The organism is Clostridium sp. FP2, assembly GCF_011065955.2.
GTDB classification, from domain to species: domain Bacteria; phylum Bacillota; class Clostridia; order Clostridiales; family Clostridiaceae; genus Clostridium_AD; species Clostridium_AD tagluense.
The window spans coordinates 4058090-4082863 of record NZ_JAAMNI020000001.1; the positions used below are offsets into that span (position 1 = coordinate 4058090).

Below are 24774 nucleotides of genomic sequence, written 5' to 3' on the forward strand. Positions count from 1 at the left end.
TCCGCAAAATAGTACTTCTTACCTATCTTATATTACTTTTTTTATGATTTAGAACAGTAGCTTGCAATAAATTTAGTTATTTTTTTAGAAATACTGATTTCATAACTATAGTCTCACCATACTTATGTCTCAGGCTATCCATAGTTTTATCTATTGATCTTTGTTTTTCATCACGAGCATTATCCGTATCGAAAATTGATGTTTGCTTAAAATTATCCTCACATAAATTGTTAAGAGAAACTCCTAGTAATCTTATTGGTTCTCCCTTCCATAATTCATCAAAAAGCTTTTTAACAGTTTCTAGTATTTCCTGAGTTGAATCAGTAGCATTGTTTAAAGTTTTACTGCGAGAATAATCATTAAATTCCTGATTTCTTATAGTTACACAAATGCAATAGGAGCACTTTTTTATATTTCTTAATCTACTTGCTGTGTGCTCTACCAATGTTAATAATACTTTATAGGCTTCATCTTTACTATTAATATCCTCCGATAATGTAGTGGAATTGCTTATTCCTTTTAATTCATATTTATTCCATTTAACCTGCGAATTATCTATACCATTTGCATATTTCCACATAGTAGACCCACTACTTTTAAAGTGATATTTTAAAATGGAAGCATCATACTGAGCTAAATCCCCTATAGTAAATATATTTAAATTATTAAGCCTAGGAACAGTCCTCTTTCCAACCATGAATAGTTCTCCTACTTGCAAATTCCACAATTTTTTTTCTATCTCATTTTTAAAAAGTGTATGTATTTTATCAGGCTTTTCAAAATCAGATGCCATCTTAGCTAGAAGCTTAACATCTGATATTCCAATATTCACTGTAAATCCTAATTCTCTCTTTATCCTATCCTTAATTTCAGAGGCCAAGGCAAGTGCAGCTTCTTTTGAAGTATTATAACTTGTTACATCTAAAAAACACTCATCTATAGAGAACTTCTCCACATAAGGTGTATAATCACTAAAAATTTCTCTCATACTCCTACTACATCTTTCATATAAACTAAAGTCAGGTGATATAACTACAAGGTCTCTGCATTTCTTTCTTGCATTAAATAAACTTTCCCCTGTTATTATTCCATTTTTTTTAGCTAACATAGATTTTGCCAGTACTACTCCTCTTCTGGACTGCTCATCCCCGCCTATTACTGAGGCAATTTCTCTTAAATCAACCTCTTCGCCTTGCATAAGTTTATCTGCAGCGCTCCAAGAAAGAAAAGCTGAATTAACATCTATATGAAAAATAAGTTTCTCGTTAAATTTAACCATCTAATCTCATCCTTTATAAAATAAATATTTTATACATACATATATTATATAGAATTTCAGAACAAAAAAGCAACCTATCCTTAATTAAGAATAGATTGCTTTTTATTATATATTTATACGTTAGTATAAGTCTTATGCTTTAGTACTAACTTTTAGAAATTCTTTTATCTCATCTGAATCCCCAAATGATAATACTGGCCTTGAGAGCTTTACGCAGTCTTCGTAATTAGAATTTGTAACAGTTTTCCGCGCTCTTAATATTGAAGAGGCACTCATGCTTAATTCATCTAGTCCAAATCCAAGTAATAAAGGAATAAGTTTTGTGTCTCCGGCCATTTCTCCACACATACCTACCATTATCCCTGCTTTATGTCCATTATCTATTACAGTTTTAATAAGTCTTAAAACCCCTGGATGATAAAAATCATATAAATATGATATTTTCTCATTCATTCTATCTACTGCTGTAGTGTACTGAATTAAATCATTAGTACCTATACTAAAGAAGTCTACCTCTTTAGCTAATATATCTGATATTAATGCCGCTGAAGGTATTTCTATCATAATACCCACTTGAAGGTTCTCATCAAATACTACGCCCTCTGATTTAAGCTCATTTTTACACTGCTCTAATATTTTTTTAGCCATTCGAAGTTCCTGAAGACAAGATATCATAGGAAACATTATCTTAAGAGTGCCATGGGTAGATGCTCTGAGTAAAGCTCTTAATTGTGTTATAAATATATCTGTTCTATCAAGACAAAGTCTTATAGCTCTATATCCTAAAAATGGATTCATTTCTTCCTTCATAGGTAGATAATCTAATTTCTTATCTCCACCAATATCCAAAGTTCTTATAATAACAGGTTTTCCACTCATCTTTTCAAGAACTGACTTGTATGTCTCAAATTGTTCTTCCTCAGTTGGAAGAGCTGTTTTTGACATATATAAAAACTCTGTTCTAAATAATCCTATAGCTTCTGCACCATTTTTGAGTACAGATTCTAAGTCTTCTACAGATCCTATATTGGCAGCTAGCTCTACTGCTTTGCCATCTAATGTATTAGATGGCATAGTTGCATATTTAAGTAGCTGATTTTTAGATTCGGTAAATTCAATTTTTTTAGCTTTATAATCATTTAGAGTTTTCTCCTCAGGATTAATAATAATTAATCCTTCTTCTCCATCTACAATAATTAAATCGCCATCTTTAATCTTACTTATGCTAGCACCAACACCTACAACTGCAGGTAGCTCTAAAGAGCGTGCGATAATGCAAGTATGAGCAGTTTTTCCTCCTATTTCAGTTACTAGTGCCAAGACTTTAGTTTTATCAATCTGTGCTGTATCTGAAGGAGTAAGATCTTTTGCTATTAATATACATTCTTCTTGAATTTCTGCAATTGAGGCTATTTTTATGCCCATTAATATATTTAGCACTCTTTTACTTACATCTCTAATATCTGCTGCTCTTTCTGTCATATACTTATTTTCCATAAGCTCGAAAATAGCTGCTGTTTCATCCCCTACAGTTTTTAGTGAATATTCCGCATTGAATTTATCACTGGCAATTTTCTTTTGAATAGAACCTATGAACTCTGGATCTTTAAGCATAAACAAATGCGCTTCAAATATTTCTGCTTTTTCACTGCCCAGTTTTTCTTTCACATCTTTGTTTATTTTTTCTAGTTGCATCATTGCTTCTTCCACTGCATTATTAAACCTAGCTAGCTCTCGCTCTGAGTCCACAACTTTACTTTCTTTTATTTCTACAACTTCTTCGCTAATAACTAATGCTCTACCTATAGCTATTCCAAAGGATGCACCTATTGCTTTTAACATACATTAATTCCTCCTAGTAGTTATCTTAGGAAGGTAACAATTATCAATTGCTTTCCTGTTATTATACAAGCCCTTCTTCTATAAGTTTTACCATAGCTACTGCTGCTGCTTCTTCATCATCACCAGTAGTTTTTATTGTTATTTCATCATTTTTAACAGCTGCCATACACATTATAGCTACTATACTTTTGGCATTATATTCATTACCATCTTTTACTATAAGCACTTCTGATTTAAACTTAGAAGCCTCTTTAACTACTGATAATGCTGGTCTTGCATGTATTCCTGTTTCACTTTTAACTATTGCTTTTTTTTCCATCATAATATACGCACCCCTATTTTTTTAATTTTATTATTATTACTTCATTATTTTTATCTACAGTCCCTAGTTTAAATTCTACTGATTCCATTATTTCATTATCTGTAAGCACTAACACAGATAAATTAGATTTAGCCTTAGTTTTTATTAAGTCGTTATCAAAAGTTAATAATTTATCTCCAGCCTTGACTTGTTGTCCTTTTGAGACAAAAGCTTCGAATCCTTCACCCTTCATTTCTACTGTATCAATACCTATGTGAAGTAATATTTCTATACCATCTTTACTCTTTAAAACCATAGCATGTTTTGTAGGGAATACTTGAAGGATTTCGCCATCAACTGGAGCATATAAAATTCCTTCTGTAGATTCAAATCCTATTCCATTACCTAACATTTTTGTAGAAAAAACCTCATCTGGTATTTCTGATATGTCAAAACATCTTCCCACAACTGGAGATTTTATAATTATACTATTTTCTTCTTTATTTTTTTTGAAAAAACCAAACATTTTTATCATCCTCGCCTTCTCTAAGGTAGATAACAATTGTTATCTTCCTAAAATTACTTTATTATGATATTTCACTTTGAATTTTAACTTATATATAAATATTAGTTTGTGCATTGCTTAGCATTTTAAATACATTTATTAAGAATCTACCTTAGTAGCTTAATCTACCTTAGTAGCTTAATATTTACTATTGAAGTATTCTTTTAAAAAAAAAGACACAACCTAATAATATGCATAAAAGCATTTTATATGGTTAATGCCTGATCTAATCAGTGACACACCTAATAATATAAACATTATTTTTTAATTTGATTGCTTTAATCTATAGATATGCAATGACATATATCCAATTTCATCTTCACAAACTTCTTTAAAAAGCTTTTTCGATATAAACTTACATACCTTCTTAGAAATTTCAAACTCTTCACTCATTGAAGTTTTAATGGATTCTAACATTACATTTTTTAAAACCTTATCATTTTCTATTCTATCTAATGCATATCTTAAATGAGACACTAGCCGCGCATACTCCATGGATTTTTGATTAGTATTTATTCCAAGTATCTCTTGAATATATTCCATTACTTCTTTAATGATTCTAGTATATTTAAGACTTTGAGACACTTCCACATTAGCTCTAGCAGAATGTATATGAAGGGTAATAAAACCGATTTCACTTTCTGGGAGCTCTACATTTAATTTTTCTTTAATAAGTTTTGAACCCTTTTCTGCTATGCTATATTCATCAGGATAAAGCGTCTGTATTTCATTCAAAAAAGGATTAACTATATCGATTTCAAGTTCCATTCTTTTCATTGCAAAACTAATATGGTCAGCCAAGCCAACATGTATACGTGAAGTTAACTTTTCTTTTAAAATATCTTCCGCAAGAGAAATTATTTCTTCTGTTACTGCTAGAATTTGACCTTCTACATTCTTAACAATTTCAACATAGTTGTCTTTTTCACTATCGTCAATTTTAATGAACTTCTGCTCTATGGTACTCTCTTTAGTTATACGCTCACCAGGTTTTTTACCAAAACCTATGCCTTTACCAAAAAGAACATAGACATTACTATCTTTTTCAGAAACAACAACATTGCTACTAAGAGATTTTAATACTTTATAATCAATATCCATATTAACATTACCTCTTCTATAGTTTAAAATACATTTTGAAATTATTCAAGCGTTTTTTAAAATATATTCTTAAAATTTAAAATATTAGCCCTTATTCTGTCGTTTTTTGTTAACTATACTCTTTAAATCACAATTTTCTTCTTTAAATTACCATATTCTCATTTTAAGATTGTATAATATAACATAATTATTATTCATAAGTAATTTTTATACATATGAGCTGTTTCACACTTAAACATATTAAACCACTAATGTTTACTATAATTTAAATAAAATCCTGACTTTTGTCAGGATTTTATGCTGTGGTCTTTCATCACCATAAGATAATAATCACATTGAAATTCACTATTAAAAGTTCTCTCTAGTTCTTTTAATTTTTCTGTTTCTCCTTGTGATAAATCAGCATATGCTATGTCTTTAGAATCTTTTAAGTACTCTTTATCCATTAAAATCACCTCATAATTATTTTACCCTTAAAATTTATTCTTATGTAAAATTATTAAGCCATAAAGCTAATTATGAGAGAGCACCCTAAATTAATTAGAGCGCCCCTTAAAATTTTTAAGCCATAAACATTTTTATATCTTCTTCTACAGTTCCTATTCCAGCTATTCCAAAGTTCTCAACTAACACATTAACAACATTTGGGGACAGAAATGCAGGTAATGTTGGTCCTAAGTGGATATTTTTAACGCCTAAGTGTAATAATGCGAGTAGAACTATTACGGCCTTTTGCTCATACCATGCGATATTGTATGTTATTGGTAATTCATTTATATCATCTAGACCAAATACTTCTTGAAGTTTCATTGCTATAACAACTAATGAATATGAATCATTACATTGTCCTGCATCTAGAACTCTAGGAATGCCACCAATATCTCCAAGTTCTAATTTATTGTATCTATATTTTGCACATCCAGCAGTTAAAATAACTGTATCATTTGGTAGTTCCTTTGCAAATTCAGTATAATATTCGCGGCCTTTCATTCTTCCATCGCAACCAGCCATTACAAAGAATCTTTTGATTGCTCCTGTTTTAACAGCGTCTACAACTTTATCAGCTAGTGCGAGTACTTGATTATGAGCAAAACCTCCCACTATTTCTCCTCTTTCAATTTCAATTGGTGCACTACATTTTTTAGCATGTGCAATTATAGCTGAAAAATCTTTTGCATTTCCGTCTTTTCTATCTGGTATATGCTTCATACCATCAAATCCAGCTGCTCCTGTAGTATAAACTCTATCCTTATAAGAATTTTTTGGAGGAGTAATACAGTTTGTTGTCATGAGTATTGGACCATTAAAACTTTCAAACTCTGAGTCTTGTTTCCACCATGCATTTCCGTAATTACCTACAAGATTACTATACTTTTTGAAAGCTGGATAATAGTTTGCTGGTAACATTTCGCTATGAGTATATACATCTACTCCGCTTCCCTCTGTTTGCTTTAATAGTTCTTCCATATCTTTTAGATCATGTCCACTAATTAATATAGCAGGGTTATTTCGAACTCCGATGTTCACCTTTGAAATTTCAGGATTTCCATAAGTAGTAGTATTAGCTTCATCCAATAGTGCCATAGCATCTACTCCATATTTACCACACTCTAGTACCAATGCCACCAATTCATCAACAGATAAACTATCATTAGTGGTTTGTGCCAACCCCTTTTGCATATATGCATATATATCGTTATTCTCATACCCTAAGTTATATCCGTGTTCAGTATAAGCTGCTATTCCTTTAATACCATAAATTACAAGTTCCCTTAGTGATCTTACATCTTCATTTTCTGTTTTAAGTACTCCAACATTCATAGATTTACTCTCAAACTCTGAAGTACTACCTGTCCATGTTGCACATTCAGGCAAATTACCCTCTATTACTCCACCAGCATTTAATAGTTCACGCTTAATTACTTCACGTAATTCTAATGCTTTTGTTATTGTTTCTATAAATCTAGTTTTATCAAAATTTGCATTTGTTATAGTCATAAATAATCCATTTGCTACAAACTTATTTACTTCCTGGTTTTCCACTCCTAATTTTCTTGCTCTTGTAGCGTAAATTGATATTCCTTTTAAAACATAAATTAATAAATCCTGCATATTAGCTAAATCATCCGTTTTACCACAGACTCCTCGCGATGTACAACCTGTTCCTTTTGAAGCCTCTTGACATTGATAACAAAACATACCCATTGTAAATTCCTCCTAATATTTTTTCGGAATGACAATAATTTCGTATAATTGTCTTCCATATATTTTAAATTTATTGATTTGAATAATTAATAGATCTATAAACAATTTGATACTTATTTTTGAACTACCTTTAGTATACTTTTATAAAGATGTAAAGTCGGTAACAAATGTTACACAAATATAATTTTTATAATTTATTTATACATAACCCTGTACATAATAATAAATATAATATGAATTACTTAGAACTATATAAACACTAACCCTTCTATTGAATATTATGTATTAATATGGTATTATTATATAAGAATAATAGGAATAGGAGTAAATACCATGAAAAATTTAAACATTAATAAACTAGTAAAAGCTAGCCTCTTTCTTGCTATAGCTATAGTTTTTCAGGTAATAGGAAAAACTGCACCTCAAATAAGCCAATTTTTTGTTGGACCAGCTATTAATGCAGTACTTATACTCACAGCTGCAATTTGCGGAGGTGTTTTTGGAGTATTAGTAGGCTGCTTAACTCCACTACTAGCTTGGTTAACTGGACAACTTCCTAGCGCTTTTGGACCATTTATCCCCTTTATAATTATTGGTAACATATTATTTATTCTTAGCTTTGTAACTATAAGTAACCGAGGTAAATATGGCAAATACTTAGGAATTATAATTGGTGCTTTTATAAAATATATATTTTTATGGATTTCTGCATCAAAGCTTATCACATTATTCCAGCTAAATATACCTGCAAAAATAGCGAATAGACTTATAATTGGCATGGGTATACCACAGCTTATAACTGCACTCATTGGAGGAGCTTTTGCATTACTACTAATTGAAATTTTAAAAAAGAGAAAAGTCTACGTATAGACTTTTCTCTTTTTTAAGTGGGAATATTTACTTCATTAAATACATCACATCAAATAGTTTTTAACTGTCCCTTGAAAAATCCTTAGTTTTGCTAGTAATTTATATTTTGAATTTTTCAATTTCACTATTAAGTTTAAGTACTTGTTCATTGAGTTTTTCAGCTGCAATTGATACCTCTTGTATTGCTAAGCCCTGCTGCTCCATTGAAGCTGTTACCTCTTGTGACGCTGCAGCTGTTTGCTCTGATACAGCAGATATATTGTCTATTGTATCAACAATTGAATCTTTATCACTGTTTACTTCGTAAACAAACTTACTAAAATCTTTTATATTTTTAGTAATTTCTTTTATAGAAGAAGATATGCGTTCAAAGGACTCATTAACTTCATCTACTGAATATGACTGCTGACTTGATATAGTTTTTACTTCCTTCATTATTTCAACAGTTTTACTGCTTTCACTTTGTATATTGTTTACAATCTCATTTATTTCTTTAGTAGCCTCACTTGATCCCTCTGCTAGCTTCCTTATCTCATCTGCCACCACCGCAAAGCCTCTCCCAGCTTCTCCAGCTCTAGCAGCTTCAATAGATGCATTTAAAGCTAATAAATTGGTTTGCTGAGCTATTGCTGATATAGTTCCTAGGATACTTGTTATATTTTTAGCTTTGTTGTCTAATGCTAGTATAGCAGTTTCGATATTTCCTATAGATTTCTCATTTAAAGCATTTTTCCCCTTTAATTCACCTACCGCTTCAACACCTTTTAAATTCACTTTATGTACTTCTTCTGTAGTTGATATCATTTTGCTTGTGTTAAGCTGAAGCGCATTAATTTTATCAGATAACCTTACAGTAAGTTCTACTGCCTTTTGCGCTTCTAATGCCTGCTCAGAAGCTCCAATAGCAATTTCTTGAACTGCTTTTGTTACAATTTCACTAGAAGCACTAGTTTCTTCCGAAGTAGCTGCTAAAGTTTCAGAAGATCCATTTACTTCATCAGAGACAACTTGTACGCTTTTTATTAAATTGCCTACATCTTCTATCATGTCATTAAACCCTGATGCGAGCTGTCCCATTTCATCTTTAGATTTAATTTTAATTCTAACAGAAAAATCTCCATTCTTAATTTTCTCCATATAATTTAATAAACTTTTAAGTGGATTAATTATACTATTAGAGAATAATACAGCAATTATTACAACTAAACTTAAGCATCCAAGAGCAATCAATAAATTATTCGTTAAAATTGAACTAGTATCAGCTTGAATTTCATTCATATACATAGTCGCAACTATAGTCCAATTCAATTTATCAATTGTTGTAAATGAGGCAAATTTATTCTGATTAACGCCTGATTCTTCCCAATTGTATTCAACGTCCCCTTCTTTTTTTTCAACAATTGCTTTATTTACTGCCTCTATTGACATTGGTTTTCCGATTACATCTTTGTTTTTATGTGTTAATATATTCTTTTTACCATCTAATATGCTGATATATCCTTTTTTACCAACGACAATACTATTGGTGTTTTTTGATAAAACTTCCAGTGAAATATCCATTGATAGCACTCCAACAAATTCATTGCTATTAAACCTATTTGTTATTGGAATTGCAACTGATACAACGGGTAATTTTGTATTTAAGTCAATGTATGCATCTGTCCAAGAAACTTCATTTTTCTCCACAGCTAGTTTATACCAAGCTGTTGAAGTTGCATCAAAAGTATTAGGCAATGTTTTCTGAGGGTATAGAAGTATTTTTTTATCTTTTGTTCCAATATAAATTGCTTGTACATCTTTATGTGATTCCATAAAAGCTTTAAAACTTTCTGTTATCTTTGGTAAATACTCTGGATGAGTACTTATCTGTTGTATATTAGGATCATATGACATCTGAATTGCACTTTGTTCAAATGAATTAGCATAATTTTGTATTGCTTGTTTTGTTTGTTTAACAGTTTCAAGTGTAGAACCCTTTAAATTTTCTTTCAAAATATTATTAGCTTTTGAATAAGAAGCCATGCTGGAAATAAACGCCGGAATGGTAATTAAAATTATGAACATTGAAATCAATTTAAATTTTATACTACTTTTTAAACCTAGTTTCGTTTTAATACCCTTAAATTTTTCCACCCTTTCTCCTCCTCATATTTGTCTTTTGTTTAATTTTTTCTAAATATTCCGTATTTATTACATAATACAGAATACTCAAAAGTTTGTCAATATTTTCCGTCGTAATTTGTAATTTTTTTCCCTTTAATGGCCTTTTATATTCTTTACTGGTTTTTTTTGTAATATTTTATTCTTATAATTCTTATCCATTATATTTTCAAGTTAACCAGAACTTAACTTTTTGTAATGTTTCTTAAAATATTGTTCAAAATTGTAAAACAATTAACATAAACTATAAAAAACTTAACGCTAACTTAACATTACTGTGATAAAATTTCATAGGAAACATGAGAAATATTCTTTTTAAAAGGAGAGCTAATATGGATTATAAAATGATTTTTCAACTTTTAGGTGGTTTAGGACTATTTGTATACGGGATGAAGCTTATGGGGGATGGTCTTCAGAAGGCTGCTGGAGAAAAATTAAAAAGAATGCTGGAAATTCTAACTAGCAATAGATTTTTCGCTGTACTTGTGGGTGCAGGGGTTACTGCAATTATTCAAAGTAGTAGCGCAACTACAGTAATGACTGTAGGTTTTGTAAATGCAGGGCTTATGAATTTATTCCAAGCTGCTGGGGTTATTATGGGAGCAAACATTGGTACTACAATGACAGCTCAACTTATAGCCTTTAAACTTACAGATATAGCACCCTTCATTCTTGCTATAGGTGCCGTTTTAGTTATGTTTTGCAAGAAGAAAAAAACTAGAGATATTGGCGAAATCGTTTTAGGTTTTGGTATATTATTTGTAGGTATGACAATGATGGAAAGTTCTATGAGGCCTTTAAGCGAACTAGATAGCTTTAAAAACCTTATTCTAGTACTCGGGAAACATCCACTCATGGGGGTTCTTGTTGGTCTTGGTATGACAGCAACAGTTCAAAGTAGTAGTGCTACTATTGGAATACTAATGGCTCTTGCTGCAAATAGTAGTATCACACTTGGCGTTGCACTCCCTATACTTTTTGGAGATAACATCGGAACTTGTGCTACTGCTCTCCTTGCAAGTATAGGAACAACTAAGAATGCTAAGAGAGCTGCACTTATACATTTGATTTTTAACGTTACAGGCACAATAATGTTTATGCTAGCTTTCAGACCAGTATTAAAAATTGTTCCAATGTTTGGTGGAGATATTCAAAGGCAAATTGCCAACGCACACACATTGTTTAATTTATCAAATGTATTTATTCAAGTTTGGTTTATAGGTGTCTTAGTTAAAATTGTTAATAAATTAGTACCTGGAGAGGATGAAAAATCAACTGCTCTAGTACTGGAATACTTAGATGTAAGACTACTCGAAACTCCTTCTATAGCAGTTGGACAAGTTATTAAGGAAGTTAGTAGAATGGGGAAGCTTGCCTCTGAAAATCTTTCTAATGCAATGGGAGCCTTTTTAAATTCCGATGAAAATTTGATGAACTCAGTTAGTGAGCATGAGGTTACCATAAATTATCTTGAAAGAGAAATAACTGGTTATATGGTATCCCTTTCAAATACACCACTATCAGAACATCAATCTGAGATCATTACTTCATTATATCATGTAGTAAATGATATAGAGAGAATCGGAGATCATGCTGATAACTTAGGTGAGCTTGCTAGATTGAAAATGGATAGTAAACTCACTTTTTCAGAAAAAGCAATATCTGATGTTACACATATGTTCGAAACTGTAAAATACTGTGTGGATAATGCCATAGTAGCACTCGAAAATTCTGATTTAGAATCTGCTCACAAAGCCATGGATGTAGAAGAAAATATAGATGACATGGAAAAACAATTTAAAAGTGATCATATAACTAGATTAAATAATCTTGAATGCACACCAGCTGGTGGCTCTGTTTATCTAGAGCTATTAACTAATCTTGAAAGAGTTGGAGACCATTCAAATAATATTGCACAAATGGTGGTTAATTCCAAATAAATTTAGAATAGAAAAAAGAGTAGGAAATTAGTTTAACACTAAGTCTTACTCTTTTTCATTTTACATATATTGTTTAATTCTTCTTCTATTATATTCTGTACATATTCTCCTAAATTCTGCTGCTCCTCTTTACTTAATGAATTAAGATAAATAGGTTTATGTATAACCATACTTATTTTGTTTCCCATTACTTTTCTGCCTACTTCCAAAACATTATAAGTTCCATCTATGGTTATTGGTACTATACAAGCTTTAGACTTTGTTGCAAGTTTCATACTCCCTTTTTTAAATGAATTCATTTTAGATTTTAGACTTCTTGTACCTTCCGGAAAAATCATCATAGAATATCCCTGGTTTATCTTTTCCACACCTTCTTGAATAGTTTTAATTGATTCTCTAGGACTTTGCCTATTTATATAAATTGATCCTATTGCTTTTAACCAACTACTAACCAACGGTATTTTTTTTATCTCTTTCTTAGCAACAAACCCAAAAGGCTTATTAATATGAGCAAGCAATGCAAAGCCATCAAAAATAGCTTGGTGATTTGCTATAAAAACACAATTCTCCACTGGTATATTTTCAGTACCACTAACTTTCATACTAGTCTTAGTTACCCTCAAAACAAATTTTGCAATATTTTGCAATGCTTTATATGCAAGTATTTCAGCATCATTAGGTGATTTTTTTTGTATGTATTTTATTTTAATTAAGCTAAGAGATGAAATACACAAATATATCGAAAAATATAAATACCATAATAATTTTATCATAAATTCCCCCCTAGTAATTTCTTCAATTATCATCACATTTTATGGACACTACACTACTAAAACCAAACTACTTATACTTAGTAGTTTATTTTACAAGACCACTTATACACAAATATACCTTTTGTATTCTATCAAATATAACAAAAAATTGATATAACTTTGTAATAATTTATGCTTATCAGTGTATTTTTTTTACATTTAGGTTACATTTCTGTTACATTTTTCTTTATAGATTGACAAAAACTAGATAAAGTATATTATTATATTATGGTATAAAGTTTTCTATCTTTAAAGGAGGCAACAATTATGATACTTACAAAATGGTATGAAAAAAAGAAAAAAGAAAAACAAAGAAAATTAAGAATTCAAACTGCAAAGAAAATACTTATTGGAACTGCAGCTGGTAGTGTAAGTGGTTTATTAGGTGGTCTACTTTTTTCCCCTAAATCTGGTAAAGAAAATAGAGAAGATATTGCCAACTCATCAAAAGAGATTACAAATAATATTAAAGAAAAAACCATAGAACTTAAAGGAACTATTAATGATAATGTAACAGATGCTAAAGTCAAAATCAAACGAAAAAGTACAGAACTTAAGGACGCTATAAACAATAAAGTTTGTGACGCTAAAGATAATGTAACAGACGCTAAAGTTAAAGTTTCTCAATATCTAAATGAAAAAAAGACAGCAAATGCAGTCTTTGAAACAGTGGATAACCTAGCTTCAACAGATAGTGAAGACTTAAATTCCATTTTAGGACAAACTGATCTAGTTGAACAAGATACTAAAAAATAACTAAAATTTTAAAGAATAGTGGTGCTATTAATGTATGTTGACTTTTTTAAATTAGGACAAGGCCTGTTAATTTTTCTTGGTATAGTCATTTTAATTATACTGATAATAGGACTTCTAAAACTTATTAAAACTATATCAAGCGTAAATTCAATCATCAAGAACAATGAAGGTAGTATTGGTGAAATATTAGAATTTCTACCAAAAACCTTTAGAAATTTATATGAAGTAACTGACAATATAAAAGATGTTACTGAAGTAGTAGTGCAGACAACTGCCACTGCTCTTGGAGCAACCGAATCTATTGAAAAATATTTAGTATACATAGTAGATATTTTAACTATTATAAAAAAAATATTTTCAAATAAAAAGTAGGAGTTTTACTCCTACTTTTTTAAATGCCTTATTTCTCTTTATTTTTTAATGCCTTAAGTCGCTCTTTAATTTTTTTCTCATATCCATTATCAAGAGCTTCATAATATACTGTACCAATTAGTTCATCAGGCAAATATTCCTGCTTCACATAGTTTCCTTCATAATCGTGAGGGTATAAATATCCTACCCCATGCCCTAATTTCTTTGCGCCACTATAACTTTGATCCCTTAAGTAAGGTGGTACACCGCCTATATTTTTTTCTTCTACATCTTTAAGTGCTTTATTAATTGCCACATAAGATGCATTGCTTTTAGGAGCACAGGCTATATATATTGCAGCTTGTGATAAAATAATTCTTGCTTCTGGCATCCCTACAAACTGAACCGCCTGTGCTGCATTATTCGCTACAAGTAGCGCAATAGGATCTGCATTTCCAACATCCTCAGCTGCTGCTATTACAATTCTCCTAGCGATAAATTTAGGATCTTCTCCAGCATATATCATCCTAGAAAGATAATGAATCGTAGCATCAGGATCAGAGCCTCTCATGCTTTTAATAAAGGCAGAAACCACATCGTAATGTTCATCTCTATTTTTATCATATTTTATATGTTTTTTTTGGAGACATTCCTGAGCGACTTCTATGGTTATGTTTATTCTGCCTTGCTCATCTCTATCGGTAGTGAGTATTGATAATTCCAAGGCATTAAGTGCGCGCCTAGCATCTCCATTTGCCATATTTGCAAGATAATCCACAGCAACACTATCCATACAAATATTAGCATTTCCAAATCCTACTTCTTTGTCTTTTAGTGCACGCATAATAATCTTTTGAATATGTTTTTCTTCCAGGGGTTCTAGTTTAAATAACATAGACCTAGAAATTAATGCATTATTAACTTCAAAATATGGATTTTCTGTGGTTGCCCCAATTAATACTATTGTACCCTTCTCCACATAGGGTAATAATGCATCCTGTTGAGCTTTATTAAATCTATGAATTTCATCTATAAATAAGATAGTTTTAATATCGTACATTCCTAAATCATTCTTTGCCGTAGCCACCACTTCTCTTAATTCTTTTAGACCATCTGTAACTGCATTAAGTCTAACAAAATTAGATTTTGTTGTATTTGCAATAACCTTAGCCAAGCTAGTTTTGCCTGTGCCTGGTGGACCATAAAGTATTAATGAAGTTATTTTATCAGCAATAATCGCCCGGTGCAAAAGTTTTCCCTTGCCTAAAATATGCCCTTGCCCTACATAATCTTCTAATTTTCCTGGCTTTAATCTTTCCGAAAGTGGTGCATCTTTTAATAAATTTTTTTCCGCTTGTAATTCAAATATATCCATATGATCACCTATTAGACACATTTAAATAAATAACAAGTCAATAGGGTAGACTATTTGACTTGTTATTTATTTTCATGGGCCCAAATCCCTTATTTTGTTTTTCTAACTTATTATAATTCATAAAACTACTATCTTATTGATTTCTGCTTTAGTTTTTCTGTCATCTCATGTAGTTTAACTATTCCAGCTTCTCTTAACCTCTTATTTTCATCTTCAATGCTCCTTGTTTCTTCAATACCTTGCATAATTGTATTCCAAGTTTTCTCTAAAGTTTCAATTTTTACGCTGGTTCCCCCAGAGAGTTTTGCTATATCCACACTTTGACTTCTTATATTTTCTGCATTTTTCATTAATAACTCATTAGTAGTTCTATCCAGCTCTGCTAGTGAATCCGCTACTAGCTTTTGTTTTTTTAATGCAATGGCTTGAATTATTCCATTTTTAAATACAGGTATAGTTATGATAAACGCTGAATGCACTTTAGATATCAATTTATAATTTCCCCTTTGAATCATTTTAATCTGAGGTGCAGTTTGTAATGATACCATTTTAGCCATTTCTAAATCATAAATTCTCTGTTTTAACATTTCAAGAGTAGCTTTAAAATTTTCGTAATTAATTATATTTATTTGTTCTCCATTATTTGCTAAAGATTCAAGTTTAGGAAGATCTCCACTTTCACTTTTTTCAACAATCATATTTCCTGCAGCAATATATTTTTCTAACTCTCCATAATACTCAAAATTTTGATTGTATAAATTTTCAAGCATTAAATTAGAGTTATTTATTTCCACCTTATATCCACTAAGCTGGGTATAAATTTTATCTATTTCTCCTCCAATAGTTTTATACTTACCCATCATTTTATCTATGGCCTTAGCTGGTTTACTAAATAACTTTCCAAGAAAACTAGTTTTGCTTTCTTCAAAATCTTGTTTATCAAACTTTTTCATTATGCTTGTAAGTTCCTTTATCATAACACCTGAATCTTCAACACTACTGGTTTTAATAGAGTTTAATATTTGATCTGCAAATTTTGATATTTGCTGCGCTGGTTCATTTCCAAATTCTAATATGGCATTTGCATCTTTAATATTTAAATTTGATGCAATTTGCATCACTTGTGGTGAGACTTTAAGCTGATTATTTATGCTAATAGCCTTTTTCTGTATATCCTCATTTTCAATGTTCTCGTCTTTGATTATAAGTACTCCATTACTGTTTTCCATGTTTTTCACTCCTCTTATCTATTTTCCTGATTTATTTTCAAATTTTTATGCCCTAGCATAAAAATCAAAATTAACTTTCCACTCTTAACTACTTTAAATATTAGCTGCGGAAAAACTTTTCAAAAAAACCTTTTTTCTTTTCCACATATTTTTTAAAGGGCAATTCGAAGCTCACATTTTCTAATCTGTGAATATCGTATTTATGTTGATAAATAAAATTCTCTATGTCATTGTATCCTGATGGGTTATATATGATTATATCTACTCCCATAGAATTCATAAAGGTAAGCATTATGCAGTCTTCAAAAGATAAATTCCCATTTTCTTCATTATTATAAACTATAATTTTGGGAACTTCCTCTGGGTAATCATAGGATTGCAATAATTCAAGTACTTCTCCATCTAGATTTATAAGTACTGAGAAAATATCCACTTGCAAATCCCTTAAATCTTCCTGTTCAACATTTATTATTACAGGACTTAAGCATAGTTCTTTAATTTTTCGGGCCATATTTTTTTGAAGTCCAAATCTTAACTCCTTATATTTCCACCAAGATGAATTAAGCATTTCCTCTACGTTAAATTCTGAAAAAGCATTATTAGGATATATTAGATTAAACTTCCCATATTCCAAATGAACTACATCCATTATAGGTAGTTCATTATAAAATTTTGTATGTTTTTGAGTTAATACATCATTAATTTCCTTCCAGTAAATATCAATATCCTCATGAGTGCCACATACTTTTGAAAACATATTAGGCACGACTACAGTTGATTCTTTAACTTTCCATCCTTCCCTTATATATGCTTTTTCCTTCATCCATATATATATTTCTTCATAGGTAGTATTAAGGGTTACCGCCTGCAAATTATAATCTGCAAATTGCCAAGGTCTATAAAACCCTGAATCATCTGTAAACAGTGTTTTATTAAGCTCTTCCTTAGCATTGTAGGCACTTGTCTTAATCCTATCTTCCGTGACAGTAGGAAAAGGTTTTATTTCCTCTTTATAATTATAAACAATTTCCTTAGAAAAAGCATTGTATTTATCAATTTCCTGGAAGCTTCCAGAATCCTTAGGATTAAAATATAAAATATCACAGCCCAAAGTTGATAGTAAAATCAAATAGAAAACCTCTGTTTTTGAAATTTCTCCATAAAATACCACTTTAGGATTAATACTCGTATAGTCAAATTTTTGAAATAGCTCTTTGGAATAAATTTTTATCCAATGAATCATATAATTTATAATAAGTTTAATATCCTGATTGTCCATTGTCTCGTTGCTCTTAATATAATATTCTATTAGCCCCTTCAAATTGTTTTTAACTTGCCTTAGCAAAACTTTATTAGGTAAATCCGGAAAAAGTCCATTATCACTTATTAAATTTATAATTGTAGACACATCCATACTTTCCACATGACCTGCCTTTGACCAAATATCATTCAATACATTTTGAAGTCTTATGCTAATGTTTTTATCTAACCCCTCACTAAATCGAATGTAACCTGCTCCAATTCTTTTTAGTTCTTTATCTAATTTATATAAATTATCATAGTAATCAATCTCACTGTTTTTTATACCTATAAATCTATAAAAATAATTTGGAATATCTACAACATTGGAATTATATTTGAATTTGTTTCTTTTATAAATCTCTGTTTTTAAACTATTTATGATATCTTCATCCATGTCCAAATTCACACTGTGTATCTCTAGATTATTTAAACTATTCTTCTCCATATTCACCTTACCTTTTTAATTGTTTACTCTCGTAAATATAGTTTTTTCTATTTTAATTATACCATATTAATCTCCTGTTGTTCATTATAATATATTGAAAAAATCCCAATTCAATATAGATTATTTAGAATTTTCAGAATAATATAACTTTATTTTCCTCATTTTTTTTCTTAAAAAGCATACTTTTATACTAACAAATGGTGTAATATATATGTTAAAGTGCGTTTTAAATACACTTTAACAATAAAACCATATCATTTTTGCATTATTTTATATAATTTTGTTATATAATAATAATTATAAGGTAACTATCGATTTATTATTGTTATCTACCCTATAAATACAAGGGCATAACAATTTATAATTGCTAGGTCCAAAACGAACTACAAGGAGGTTTATTATGGGACTTTTGACTTTCAAAAAAGGTATTCACCCTGGCGACAAAAAAGACTTAAGTATGCACAAAGCAATTCAAGATTTGCTTCCAAAAGGCAATTTAGTATTTCCTATGCAACAACATATAGGAGCGCCTTGCGATCCACTAGTAAAAAAAGGTGATAGAGTATGCGTCGGACAAAAAATAGGTGAATCCAAAGCTTTTGTGTCTGCACCAATATATTCAAGCATATCTGGGACAGTATTGGATGTCACCCCTAGACTACATAGTAATGGAACTATGGTATCTTCAGTTATTATAGAAAACGATAACATTTACGAAGAAGTACTTACTATGGTTCCTCACAGTGATTATGAAAAGCTATCCAAAAATGAACTATTGGCTATCATTAAAGAAGCCGGCATAGTAGGTATGGGTGGAGCAGGTTTTCCAACACATATTAAGCTTAATCCGCCGGAAGGTAAAGTCATCGACAGCATTATAATAAACGCTGCCGAATGCGAACCTTATTTAACTTGTGATTACAGAATGCTATTGGAAAAAACAGATGAAATTGCTGAGGGATTAAAAATTATTCTTCAAATGTTTCCTGGTGTAAAAGGATATATTGCAATAGAAACTAATAAACCTGAGGCAATTGAGGCTATGAAAAAAGCCACAGCAAACATTAATAATGTAGAAGTTACTTCGATGCTTACAAAATACCCTCAAGGCGCAGAAAAACAATTGATTTATGCAATTACTGGTAGAGAGCTATCTTCTGGAAAACTTCCTGCTGATGTTTCCTGCATAGTTCAAAATGTTGATACAGTGTTTGAGATATTCAACGCTGTAGTAAATGGCAAACCCCTTATAGAACGAGTTTTAACTGTAACTGGCGAAGCAATTAAAGACCCTTTAAATTTAAGAGTTAAATTTGGAACTTCTATGAGTGAAGTTATCGAAGCTGCTGGTGGATTCAAAGAGGACCCTGTTAAAGTAATTTCAGGTGGACCTATGATGGGAACAACCCTAAGCTCTTTAGATGTTCCTGTAATAAAAGGAACCTCAGGGATTCTTTGTTTAACAAAAGAGCAAGCTAAATTAGAGCAAGAATCCAGTTGTATAAGATGTGGAAAATGCATGAGTGTCTGTCCTATGTTTTTAAACCCTACAAAACTTAACTCTTTAATTTTAAGAGGAGAATATGAGGTTTTTGAAGAATATCATGGAATGGATTGTATTGAGTGTGCTTGTTGCTCTTATGTATGTCCCGCTAAGCGTCATTTAACTCAAACTTGCCGTGAAGGCAAACGAACAATAAATATTAATAGAAGAAAAAAATAGATAGAGGTGAATTATATGTATACAGTATCTTCATCCCCACACATAAAATCAAATGATTCTGTGCAGGGTATAATGAGAGACGTAATAATAGCATTAATACCTGCTACCTTTGCTGGAATATATTTTTTTGGAATGAAAGCATTTTTAGTTACATTGGTATCTGTGCTCTCATGTATTGCAGCAGAAGCATTATGGCAAAAATTTACTCACAGAAAAGTTACAATTGGCGACCTTAGTGCTGTTGTAACTGGTTTGTTAATAGCTTTTAACTTGCCAGCTGCTGTTCCACTTTGGCTTCCTGCAATTGGAGGTTTTTTCGCAATAATTATTGTAAAACAATTTTTCGGCGGAATTGGACAAAATATAATGAATCCCGCTTTGGCTGCTAGAGCATTTTTACTTGCCTCTTGGCCAGTTCATATGACTAATTTTACTGTTGATGGTGTTTCAGCGGCTACAGCACTTGCAATACTTAAAACCGGTGAAGGTCAATTACCTAGTCTGACGAACATTTTTATTGGTAATGTAGGCGGTTGTATTGGTGAAACCTCTGTACTTGCTTTACTAATTGGCGCAGCTTATTTACTTTATAAAAAAGTAATAAGTTGGCATACACCAGTTTCATATATTGGCTCAGTATTTATTTTAACTCTTATATTAGGTAGAGGTGGCTTCATGAATGCAGATGCATTATATGAGATTTGTGCTGGTGGCTTAATGCTTGGTGCTTTCTTTATGGCAACAGATTATACAACTTCACCAATGACAAAAAAAGGACAACTTATATTTGGAATTGGTTGTGGACTTCTAACCACAATCATACGTTTGTATGGTGGTTATGCTGAAGGAGTATCCTATTCTATACTAATAATGAGCTTATTTGTTCCATTTATAGATAAGTTTACTGCTCCACGTATTTTTGGGGAGGTGAAATAATTGAAAGAGAATATAAAATTAGGTCTAATTTTACTTTTAATTACAGGAGTTGCAGGATTCTTACTAGGTGGTGCCTATGAAATAACTAAAGCACCTATCGCTGCATCCATAGAAGCTGATAAACAAGCTGCTATGAAAGCAATATTACCTACCGCTGATAAGTTTGAAAAAGCAGATGTAAAAATTCAAGGTAATGAAAAAATTTCTGAGGTTAATACAGGCCTTAAAGGTACTGAAATAGCTGGATATGCTATAAAAGTTGCACCAAAAGGATATGCTGGCCCTGTAGAAATAATGGTGGGACTATCAACTGAAGGAAAAGTTACTGGAATTAAAATTTTATCTCACACTGAAACTCCTGGTCTTGGTGCTAATGCTCCAACACCTAAATTTTCAGATCAATATAAAAATAAACCTACAAAAGATAAATTAGAAGTTGTAAAAATGGTTCCTTCAAAAGAAAATCAAATACAAGCTCTTACAGGTGCCACTATTACATCGAAGGCTGTAACTCTTGGTGTTAACGATGCTATTGATTTTTACAACTCTTCATTGAAAGGAGCTAAAAAATAATGAGCGTATTTTCTGAAAGATTAAAAAATGGTATAGTTACTGAAAATCCAATATTTGTGCAAGTTCTAGCTATGTGCCCTACACTAGCTGTTACTACTAGTGTAGAAAATGGTATCGGTATGGGACTAGCATCTACAGCAGTGTTAATTGGTTCTAACCTTTTTATATCATTATTAAGAAAAGTAATCCCTGATAAGGTTCGTATACCTGCATATATTACAATAATAGCTGCTTTCGTTACATTGATACAGTTTTTATTGCAAGGTTTTGTTCCTTCTCTATATAAGTCACTAGGAATTTTCATCCCACTTATAGTTGTTAACTGTGTAATTCTTGGAAGAGCTGAATCCTATGCCTCTAAAAATAAAATTTTACCATCAATTTTTGATGCTATAGGAATGGGACTTGGTTTTACGGTAGCATTAGCTATTTTAGGTGCAATTAGAGAATTACTAGGAGCTGGTTCAATATACGGATTCAAACTATTGGGAAATTCCTTTGAGCCTGCTATAATTATGATTTTAGCCCCTGGAGCTTTTATTACCCTTGGAATTTTAATGGCTCTATTAAATCAAAAGGCAATAAATGAAACAAACAAAGTTAACAATAAAATTGCACATTTTCATGAAATTAATCCAGAAACTGGTGAGTGTACTGGGTGTGGTTCTTGTGCTCATAGTTGTAAAAAATAAATTTATTTAATATTTTTAAGAAAGGTGGATTAAGATGAAACTTTTTTCAATTTTTATAAGTGCATTTTTGATAAATAACTTCTTGTTAGTTAAATTCCTTGGAATATGTTCTTTTCTTGGAGTTTCTAAAAAAACTGAGACTGCAAAAGGTATGGGACTAGCAGTAGTGTTTGTTATGTTCTTAGCCTCATTTATGACCTATGGAGTCTACAACTGGGTTTTAGTCCCTTTAAATATAACCTATTTATCAACATTAGCGTTTGTACTAGTTATTGCAGCACTAGTGCAATTTGTTGAGATGGTTATTAAGAAAACTCAACCGACTCTCTATAAAGCACTTGGAATATATCTTCCATTAATAACAACTAACTGCGCTCTTCTTGGTATGGCAGTTATAAATATAGGTGAAAAATATAGCCTAATAGAATCCATGGTTAATGCTCTTGGAGCTGCTTCTGGCTACATGCTTGCCATTGTACTTCTTGCAGGTCTAAGAGAAAGAATGGAAGAGAGTGATAATATGCCACTATGCTTTAGAGGTCTTCCTATTTCACTAGTTACAGCTGGCCTCATGGCTATTGCATTTTTAGGCTTTAGTGGTTTAAAATTGGGGGGTATTTAAATGGATATAAATAATCTACTTTACCCAGTGTTAAGCATTGGTGGTATGGGACTTGTGTTTGGAGTAGTACTTGGTTATGCTAATAAAAAATTCCATGTACCGGTTGATCCTAAAGTGCCACTAGTTAGAGAAGCATTACCTAGCGCTAATTGCGGTGCATGCGGATTTGCTGGTTGTGATGCTTATGCCGCCGCCGTAGTTGATGGAGGTACACCACTAAATTTATGTTCAGTAGGTGGAGCCTCTGTTGCTCAAAATATCGGAGAAATAATGGGTCTAACTGTTGAAACCGCCAATCCTAAAGTTGCCTTTGTTAAATGTAAAGGAACTTGCGGCGTTGCAAAAGAGAAATATGTTTATGATGGAGTTATGGATTGTCGCCAAGCAGTTATTGCTCCTGGTGAAGGTCCTAAAGCTTGCTCAGATGGTTGTTTAGGTTTTGCAAGTTGCGTAAGGGCTTGTGAATTCAATGCCCTTCACATCATAGATGGCGTAGCTGTAGTATACAAGGATAATTGTGTAGCTTGTGGCACATGTATTAAAGTCTGTCCTAAAAACTTAATAGAGCTAGTTCCAGCTACTCAGGAAGTACTTATAGAATGCAACTCAAAATCCAAAGGTAAATCAGTAAAAGAAAATTGCGGAGTTGGATGTATCGCTTGCACCATGTGTGTAAAAGTTTGCCCATCTGAAGCAATTACTATGGTTAATAACTTAGCTACAATAGACTTTGAAAAATGTACACAATGTGGCCTATGTTCTACTAAGTGTCCAACAAAAGCTATCTCAAAGCCCCTAAAAGCTCATGAAACCATGAGTGATGCAGTAATCAAATAGCAAAAATTAAAAAAGGTACTAAGATTATAAAATCTTAGTACCTTTTTTTGTTTCCCCTCGCGGTATAATAATAGGGTAGGATATTTAGCCTTAGTGACTTGCAATAAGAAGCGACTAAACTATTGAAATTCAATTTAGAAATTCTTCTTTTGCGAATATAAAATTCTCGTGAGCCTTCCAGGAAGGAAGGCTAGCGAACCTGAGCCAGGAAGGCGAATGTGAGCGCCAGAGAATTTTATATTCGCAAAAGATTAGAATTTCTTAATTGAATTTCCAGTTTCGAGCTCGTTTGCAAGTCACGTTGGAGACTTCCTACCCTCTTTTATAATTTTTTATCTAGTGTTAATATTTTTTCTAATCTATTCTTCAATACACTAGCTAAAGTTCCAATAAAATACCCTGTAATAATAGCTGAAACTAGTAATACGGGTAAATACAAATATATTCTCAAATCTTTAATTATAAAGGCAGCTACCAGTAATTGCCCTACATTATGAAAAATAGCACCACATACACTAATTGTAGGTAGGCTTAAGGAATTCTTAAGATACTTATATAGTAATATCATTACTATATTACTAAGCAATCCACCAGCAATACTGAATAAAAGCGCTGATAACCCACCTCCAAAAATAGAACCTAGCACAGTCCTTAGAATCATTATTAAAATTGCTTCCTTCCAGCCAAATAAAATTAATGCAACTAAGGATATAGAATTAGCAAGTCCTAATTTTATCCCTGGAAATAGCACTGGAATTTGAGCCTCAATTAAATAAATAACCAAGGCTATTGCCACGAGTATACTAAGTAAAACCATTTTTTTAGTCTTTTTCATATTATCACCTGCATGTTTTTCAT

Annotated in this window: 23 protein-coding genes; 10 read left to right on the forward strand and 13 right to left on the reverse strand. The window is 31.4% G+C overall.

From position 1 onward, the window contains the following. Window positions 1–76: 76 nt before the first annotated feature. From G9F71_RS19340 to hcp, 7 genes are all read right to left on the reverse strand, one after another. On the reverse strand, window positions 77–1279 hold the full coding sequence (locus G9F71_RS19340; RefSeq protein WP_164950500.1) for a DNA polymerase IV: 1203 nt from the start codon (window positions 1277–1279) through the stop codon (window positions 77–79). 132 nt (window positions 1280–1411) lie between these two features. Next, the gene (ptsP, locus tag G9F71_RS19345; RefSeq protein ID WP_164950501.1) at window positions 1412–3121 is read right to left on the reverse strand and encodes a phosphoenolpyruvate--protein phosphotransferase; all 1710 of its coding nucleotides are present in this window, start codon (window positions 3119–3121) and stop codon (window positions 1412–1414) included. Window positions 3122–3182: 61 nt separating this feature from the next. After that, window positions 3183–3443, reverse strand: coding sequence for an HPr family phosphocarrier protein (locus G9F71_RS19350; protein WP_125002626.1), 261 nt, complete (start codon window positions 3441–3443; stop codon window positions 3183–3185). A gap of 13 nt (window positions 3444–3456) precedes the next feature. Next, a complete protein-coding gene (locus G9F71_RS19355) occupies window positions 3457–3957 on the reverse strand; it encodes a PTS glucose transporter subunit IIA (RefSeq protein ID WP_224626500.1) in 501 nt (166 codons plus the stop codon). 294 nt (window positions 3958–4251) lie between these two features. Continuing rightward, complete coding sequence (locus G9F71_RS19360) at window positions 4252–5088, reverse strand: PRD domain-containing protein (protein ID WP_164950502.1); 837 nt, start codon at window positions 5086–5088, stop codon at window positions 4252–4254. A 287-nt stretch (window positions 5089–5375) separates the two neighbouring features. Then, window positions 5376–5534 carry a polynucleotide phosphorylase gene (locus G9F71_RS19365; protein WP_164950503.1) on the reverse strand — a complete coding sequence of 53 codons (159 nt, stop codon included), beginning with the start codon at window positions 5532–5534 and terminating at the stop codon, window positions 5376–5378. Between the two features lie 115 nt (window positions 5535–5649). Then, entirely contained in the window at window positions 5650–7293 is a 1644-nt protein-coding gene (gene hcp, locus G9F71_RS19370) for a hydroxylamine reductase (protein ID WP_164950504.1), read from the reverse strand. 333 nt (window positions 7294–7626) lie between these two features. On the opposite strand from hcp, the gene G9F71_RS19375 reads away from it, so the two are divergent. After that, window positions 7627–8163, forward strand: coding sequence for an ECF transporter S component (locus G9F71_RS19375; RefSeq protein ID WP_164950505.1), 537 nt, complete (start codon window positions 7627–7629; stop codon window positions 8161–8163). Window positions 8164–8262: 99 nt separating this feature from the next. Here the strand turns inward: G9F71_RS19375 and G9F71_RS19380 are convergent, their stop codons facing one another. After that, window positions 8263–10296 carry a methyl-accepting chemotaxis protein gene (locus G9F71_RS19380; RefSeq protein ID WP_164950506.1) on the reverse strand — a complete coding sequence of 678 codons (2034 nt, stop codon included), beginning with the start codon at window positions 10294–10296 and terminating at the stop codon, window positions 8263–8265. 359 nt (window positions 10297–10655) lie between these two features. Here G9F71_RS19380 and G9F71_RS19385 point away from each other — a divergent pair, with 359 nt between their 5' ends. Continuing rightward, window positions 10656–12263, forward strand: a complete 1608-nt coding sequence (locus G9F71_RS19385; protein ID WP_164950507.1) for a Na/Pi cotransporter family protein — start codon at window positions 10656–10658, stop codon at window positions 12261–12263. A 38-nt stretch (window positions 12264–12301) separates the two neighbouring features. On the opposite strand, the gene G9F71_RS19390 is transcribed toward G9F71_RS19385, so the two are convergent. Next, a complete protein-coding gene (locus G9F71_RS19390; protein WP_164950508.1) occupies window positions 12302–13036 on the reverse strand; it encodes a lysophospholipid acyltransferase family protein in 735 nt (244 codons plus the stop codon). 306 nt (window positions 13037–13342) lie between these two features. Between G9F71_RS19390 and G9F71_RS19395 the strand changes: the two genes are divergently transcribed. Together G9F71_RS19395 and G9F71_RS19400 are read left to right on the forward strand one after the other, a co-directional pair. After that, entirely contained in the window at window positions 13343–13831 is a 489-nt protein-coding gene (locus G9F71_RS19395) for a YtxH domain-containing protein (protein WP_164950509.1), read from the forward strand. Window positions 13832–13861: 30 nt separating this feature from the next. Then, window positions 13862–14203 (forward strand): hypothetical protein, encoded by a 342-nt coding sequence (locus tag G9F71_RS19400; RefSeq protein WP_164950510.1) that lies wholly within the window; start codon window positions 13862–13864, stop codon window positions 14201–14203. A gap of 28 nt (window positions 14204–14231) precedes the next feature. On the opposite strand, the gene G9F71_RS19405 is transcribed toward G9F71_RS19400, so the two are convergent. The 3 genes from G9F71_RS19405 to G9F71_RS19415 form a co-directional block, all read right to left on the reverse strand. After that, window positions 14232–15557, reverse strand: a complete 1326-nt coding sequence (locus tag G9F71_RS19405; protein ID WP_164950511.1) for a replication-associated recombination protein A — start codon at window positions 15555–15557, stop codon at window positions 14232–14234. A 128-nt stretch (window positions 15558–15685) separates the two neighbouring features. Then, complete coding sequence (locus G9F71_RS19410; RefSeq protein WP_125002647.1) at window positions 15686–16786, reverse strand: toxic anion resistance protein; 1101 nt, start codon at window positions 16784–16786, stop codon at window positions 15686–15688. Between the two features lie 100 nt (window positions 16787–16886). After that, the gene (locus G9F71_RS19415; protein WP_164950512.1) at window positions 16887–18533 is read right to left on the reverse strand and encodes a YceG family protein; all 1647 of its coding nucleotides are present in this window, start codon (window positions 18531–18533) and stop codon (window positions 16887–16889) included. Window positions 18534–18933: 400 nt separating this feature from the next. Here G9F71_RS19415 and rsxC point away from each other — a divergent pair, with 400 nt between their 5' ends. Genes rsxC through G9F71_RS19445 form a run of 6 tightly spaced genes read left to right on the forward strand, consistent with a single transcriptional unit; the run spans window position 18934 to window position 23916 of the window. Then, a complete protein-coding gene (gene rsxC, locus G9F71_RS19420) occupies window positions 18934–20256 on the forward strand; it encodes an electron transport complex subunit RsxC (protein ID WP_164950513.1) in 1323 nt (440 codons plus the stop codon). Window positions 20257–20271: 15 nt separating this feature from the next. After that, complete coding sequence (locus G9F71_RS19425) at window positions 20272–21192, forward strand: RnfABCDGE type electron transport complex subunit D (protein ID WP_164950514.1); 921 nt, start codon at window positions 20272–20274, stop codon at window positions 21190–21192. Further along, window positions 21193–21765: an RnfABCDGE type electron transport complex subunit G gene (locus G9F71_RS19430; RefSeq protein WP_164950515.1), complete on the forward strand. Its 573-nt coding sequence runs from the start codon at window positions 21193–21195 to the stop codon at window positions 21763–21765. Then, the gene (gene rsxE / locus G9F71_RS19435; protein ID WP_164950516.1) at window positions 21765–22457 is read left to right on the forward strand and encodes an electron transport complex subunit RsxE; all 693 of its coding nucleotides are present in this window, start codon (window positions 21765–21767) and stop codon (window positions 22455–22457) included. The genes G9F71_RS19430 and rsxE overlap by 1 nt, the downstream gene beginning before the upstream one ends. A gap of 34 nt (window positions 22458–22491) precedes the next feature. Continuing rightward, a complete protein-coding gene (rsxA, locus tag G9F71_RS19440) occupies window positions 22492–23079 on the forward strand; it encodes an electron transport complex subunit RsxA (RefSeq protein ID WP_164950517.1) in 588 nt (195 codons plus the stop codon). A 6-nt stretch (window positions 23080–23085) separates the two neighbouring features. Further along, complete coding sequence (locus tag G9F71_RS19445; protein WP_164950615.1) at window positions 23086–23916, forward strand: RnfABCDGE type electron transport complex subunit B; 831 nt, start codon at window positions 23086–23088, stop codon at window positions 23914–23916. Window positions 23917–24238: 322 nt separating this feature from the next. On the opposite strand, the gene G9F71_RS19450 is transcribed toward G9F71_RS19445, so the two are convergent. Further along, a complete protein-coding gene (locus tag G9F71_RS19450) occupies window positions 24239–24751 on the reverse strand; it encodes a Gx transporter family protein (RefSeq protein WP_164950518.1) in 513 nt (170 codons plus the stop codon). Window positions 24752–24774 lie beyond the last annotated feature (23 nt).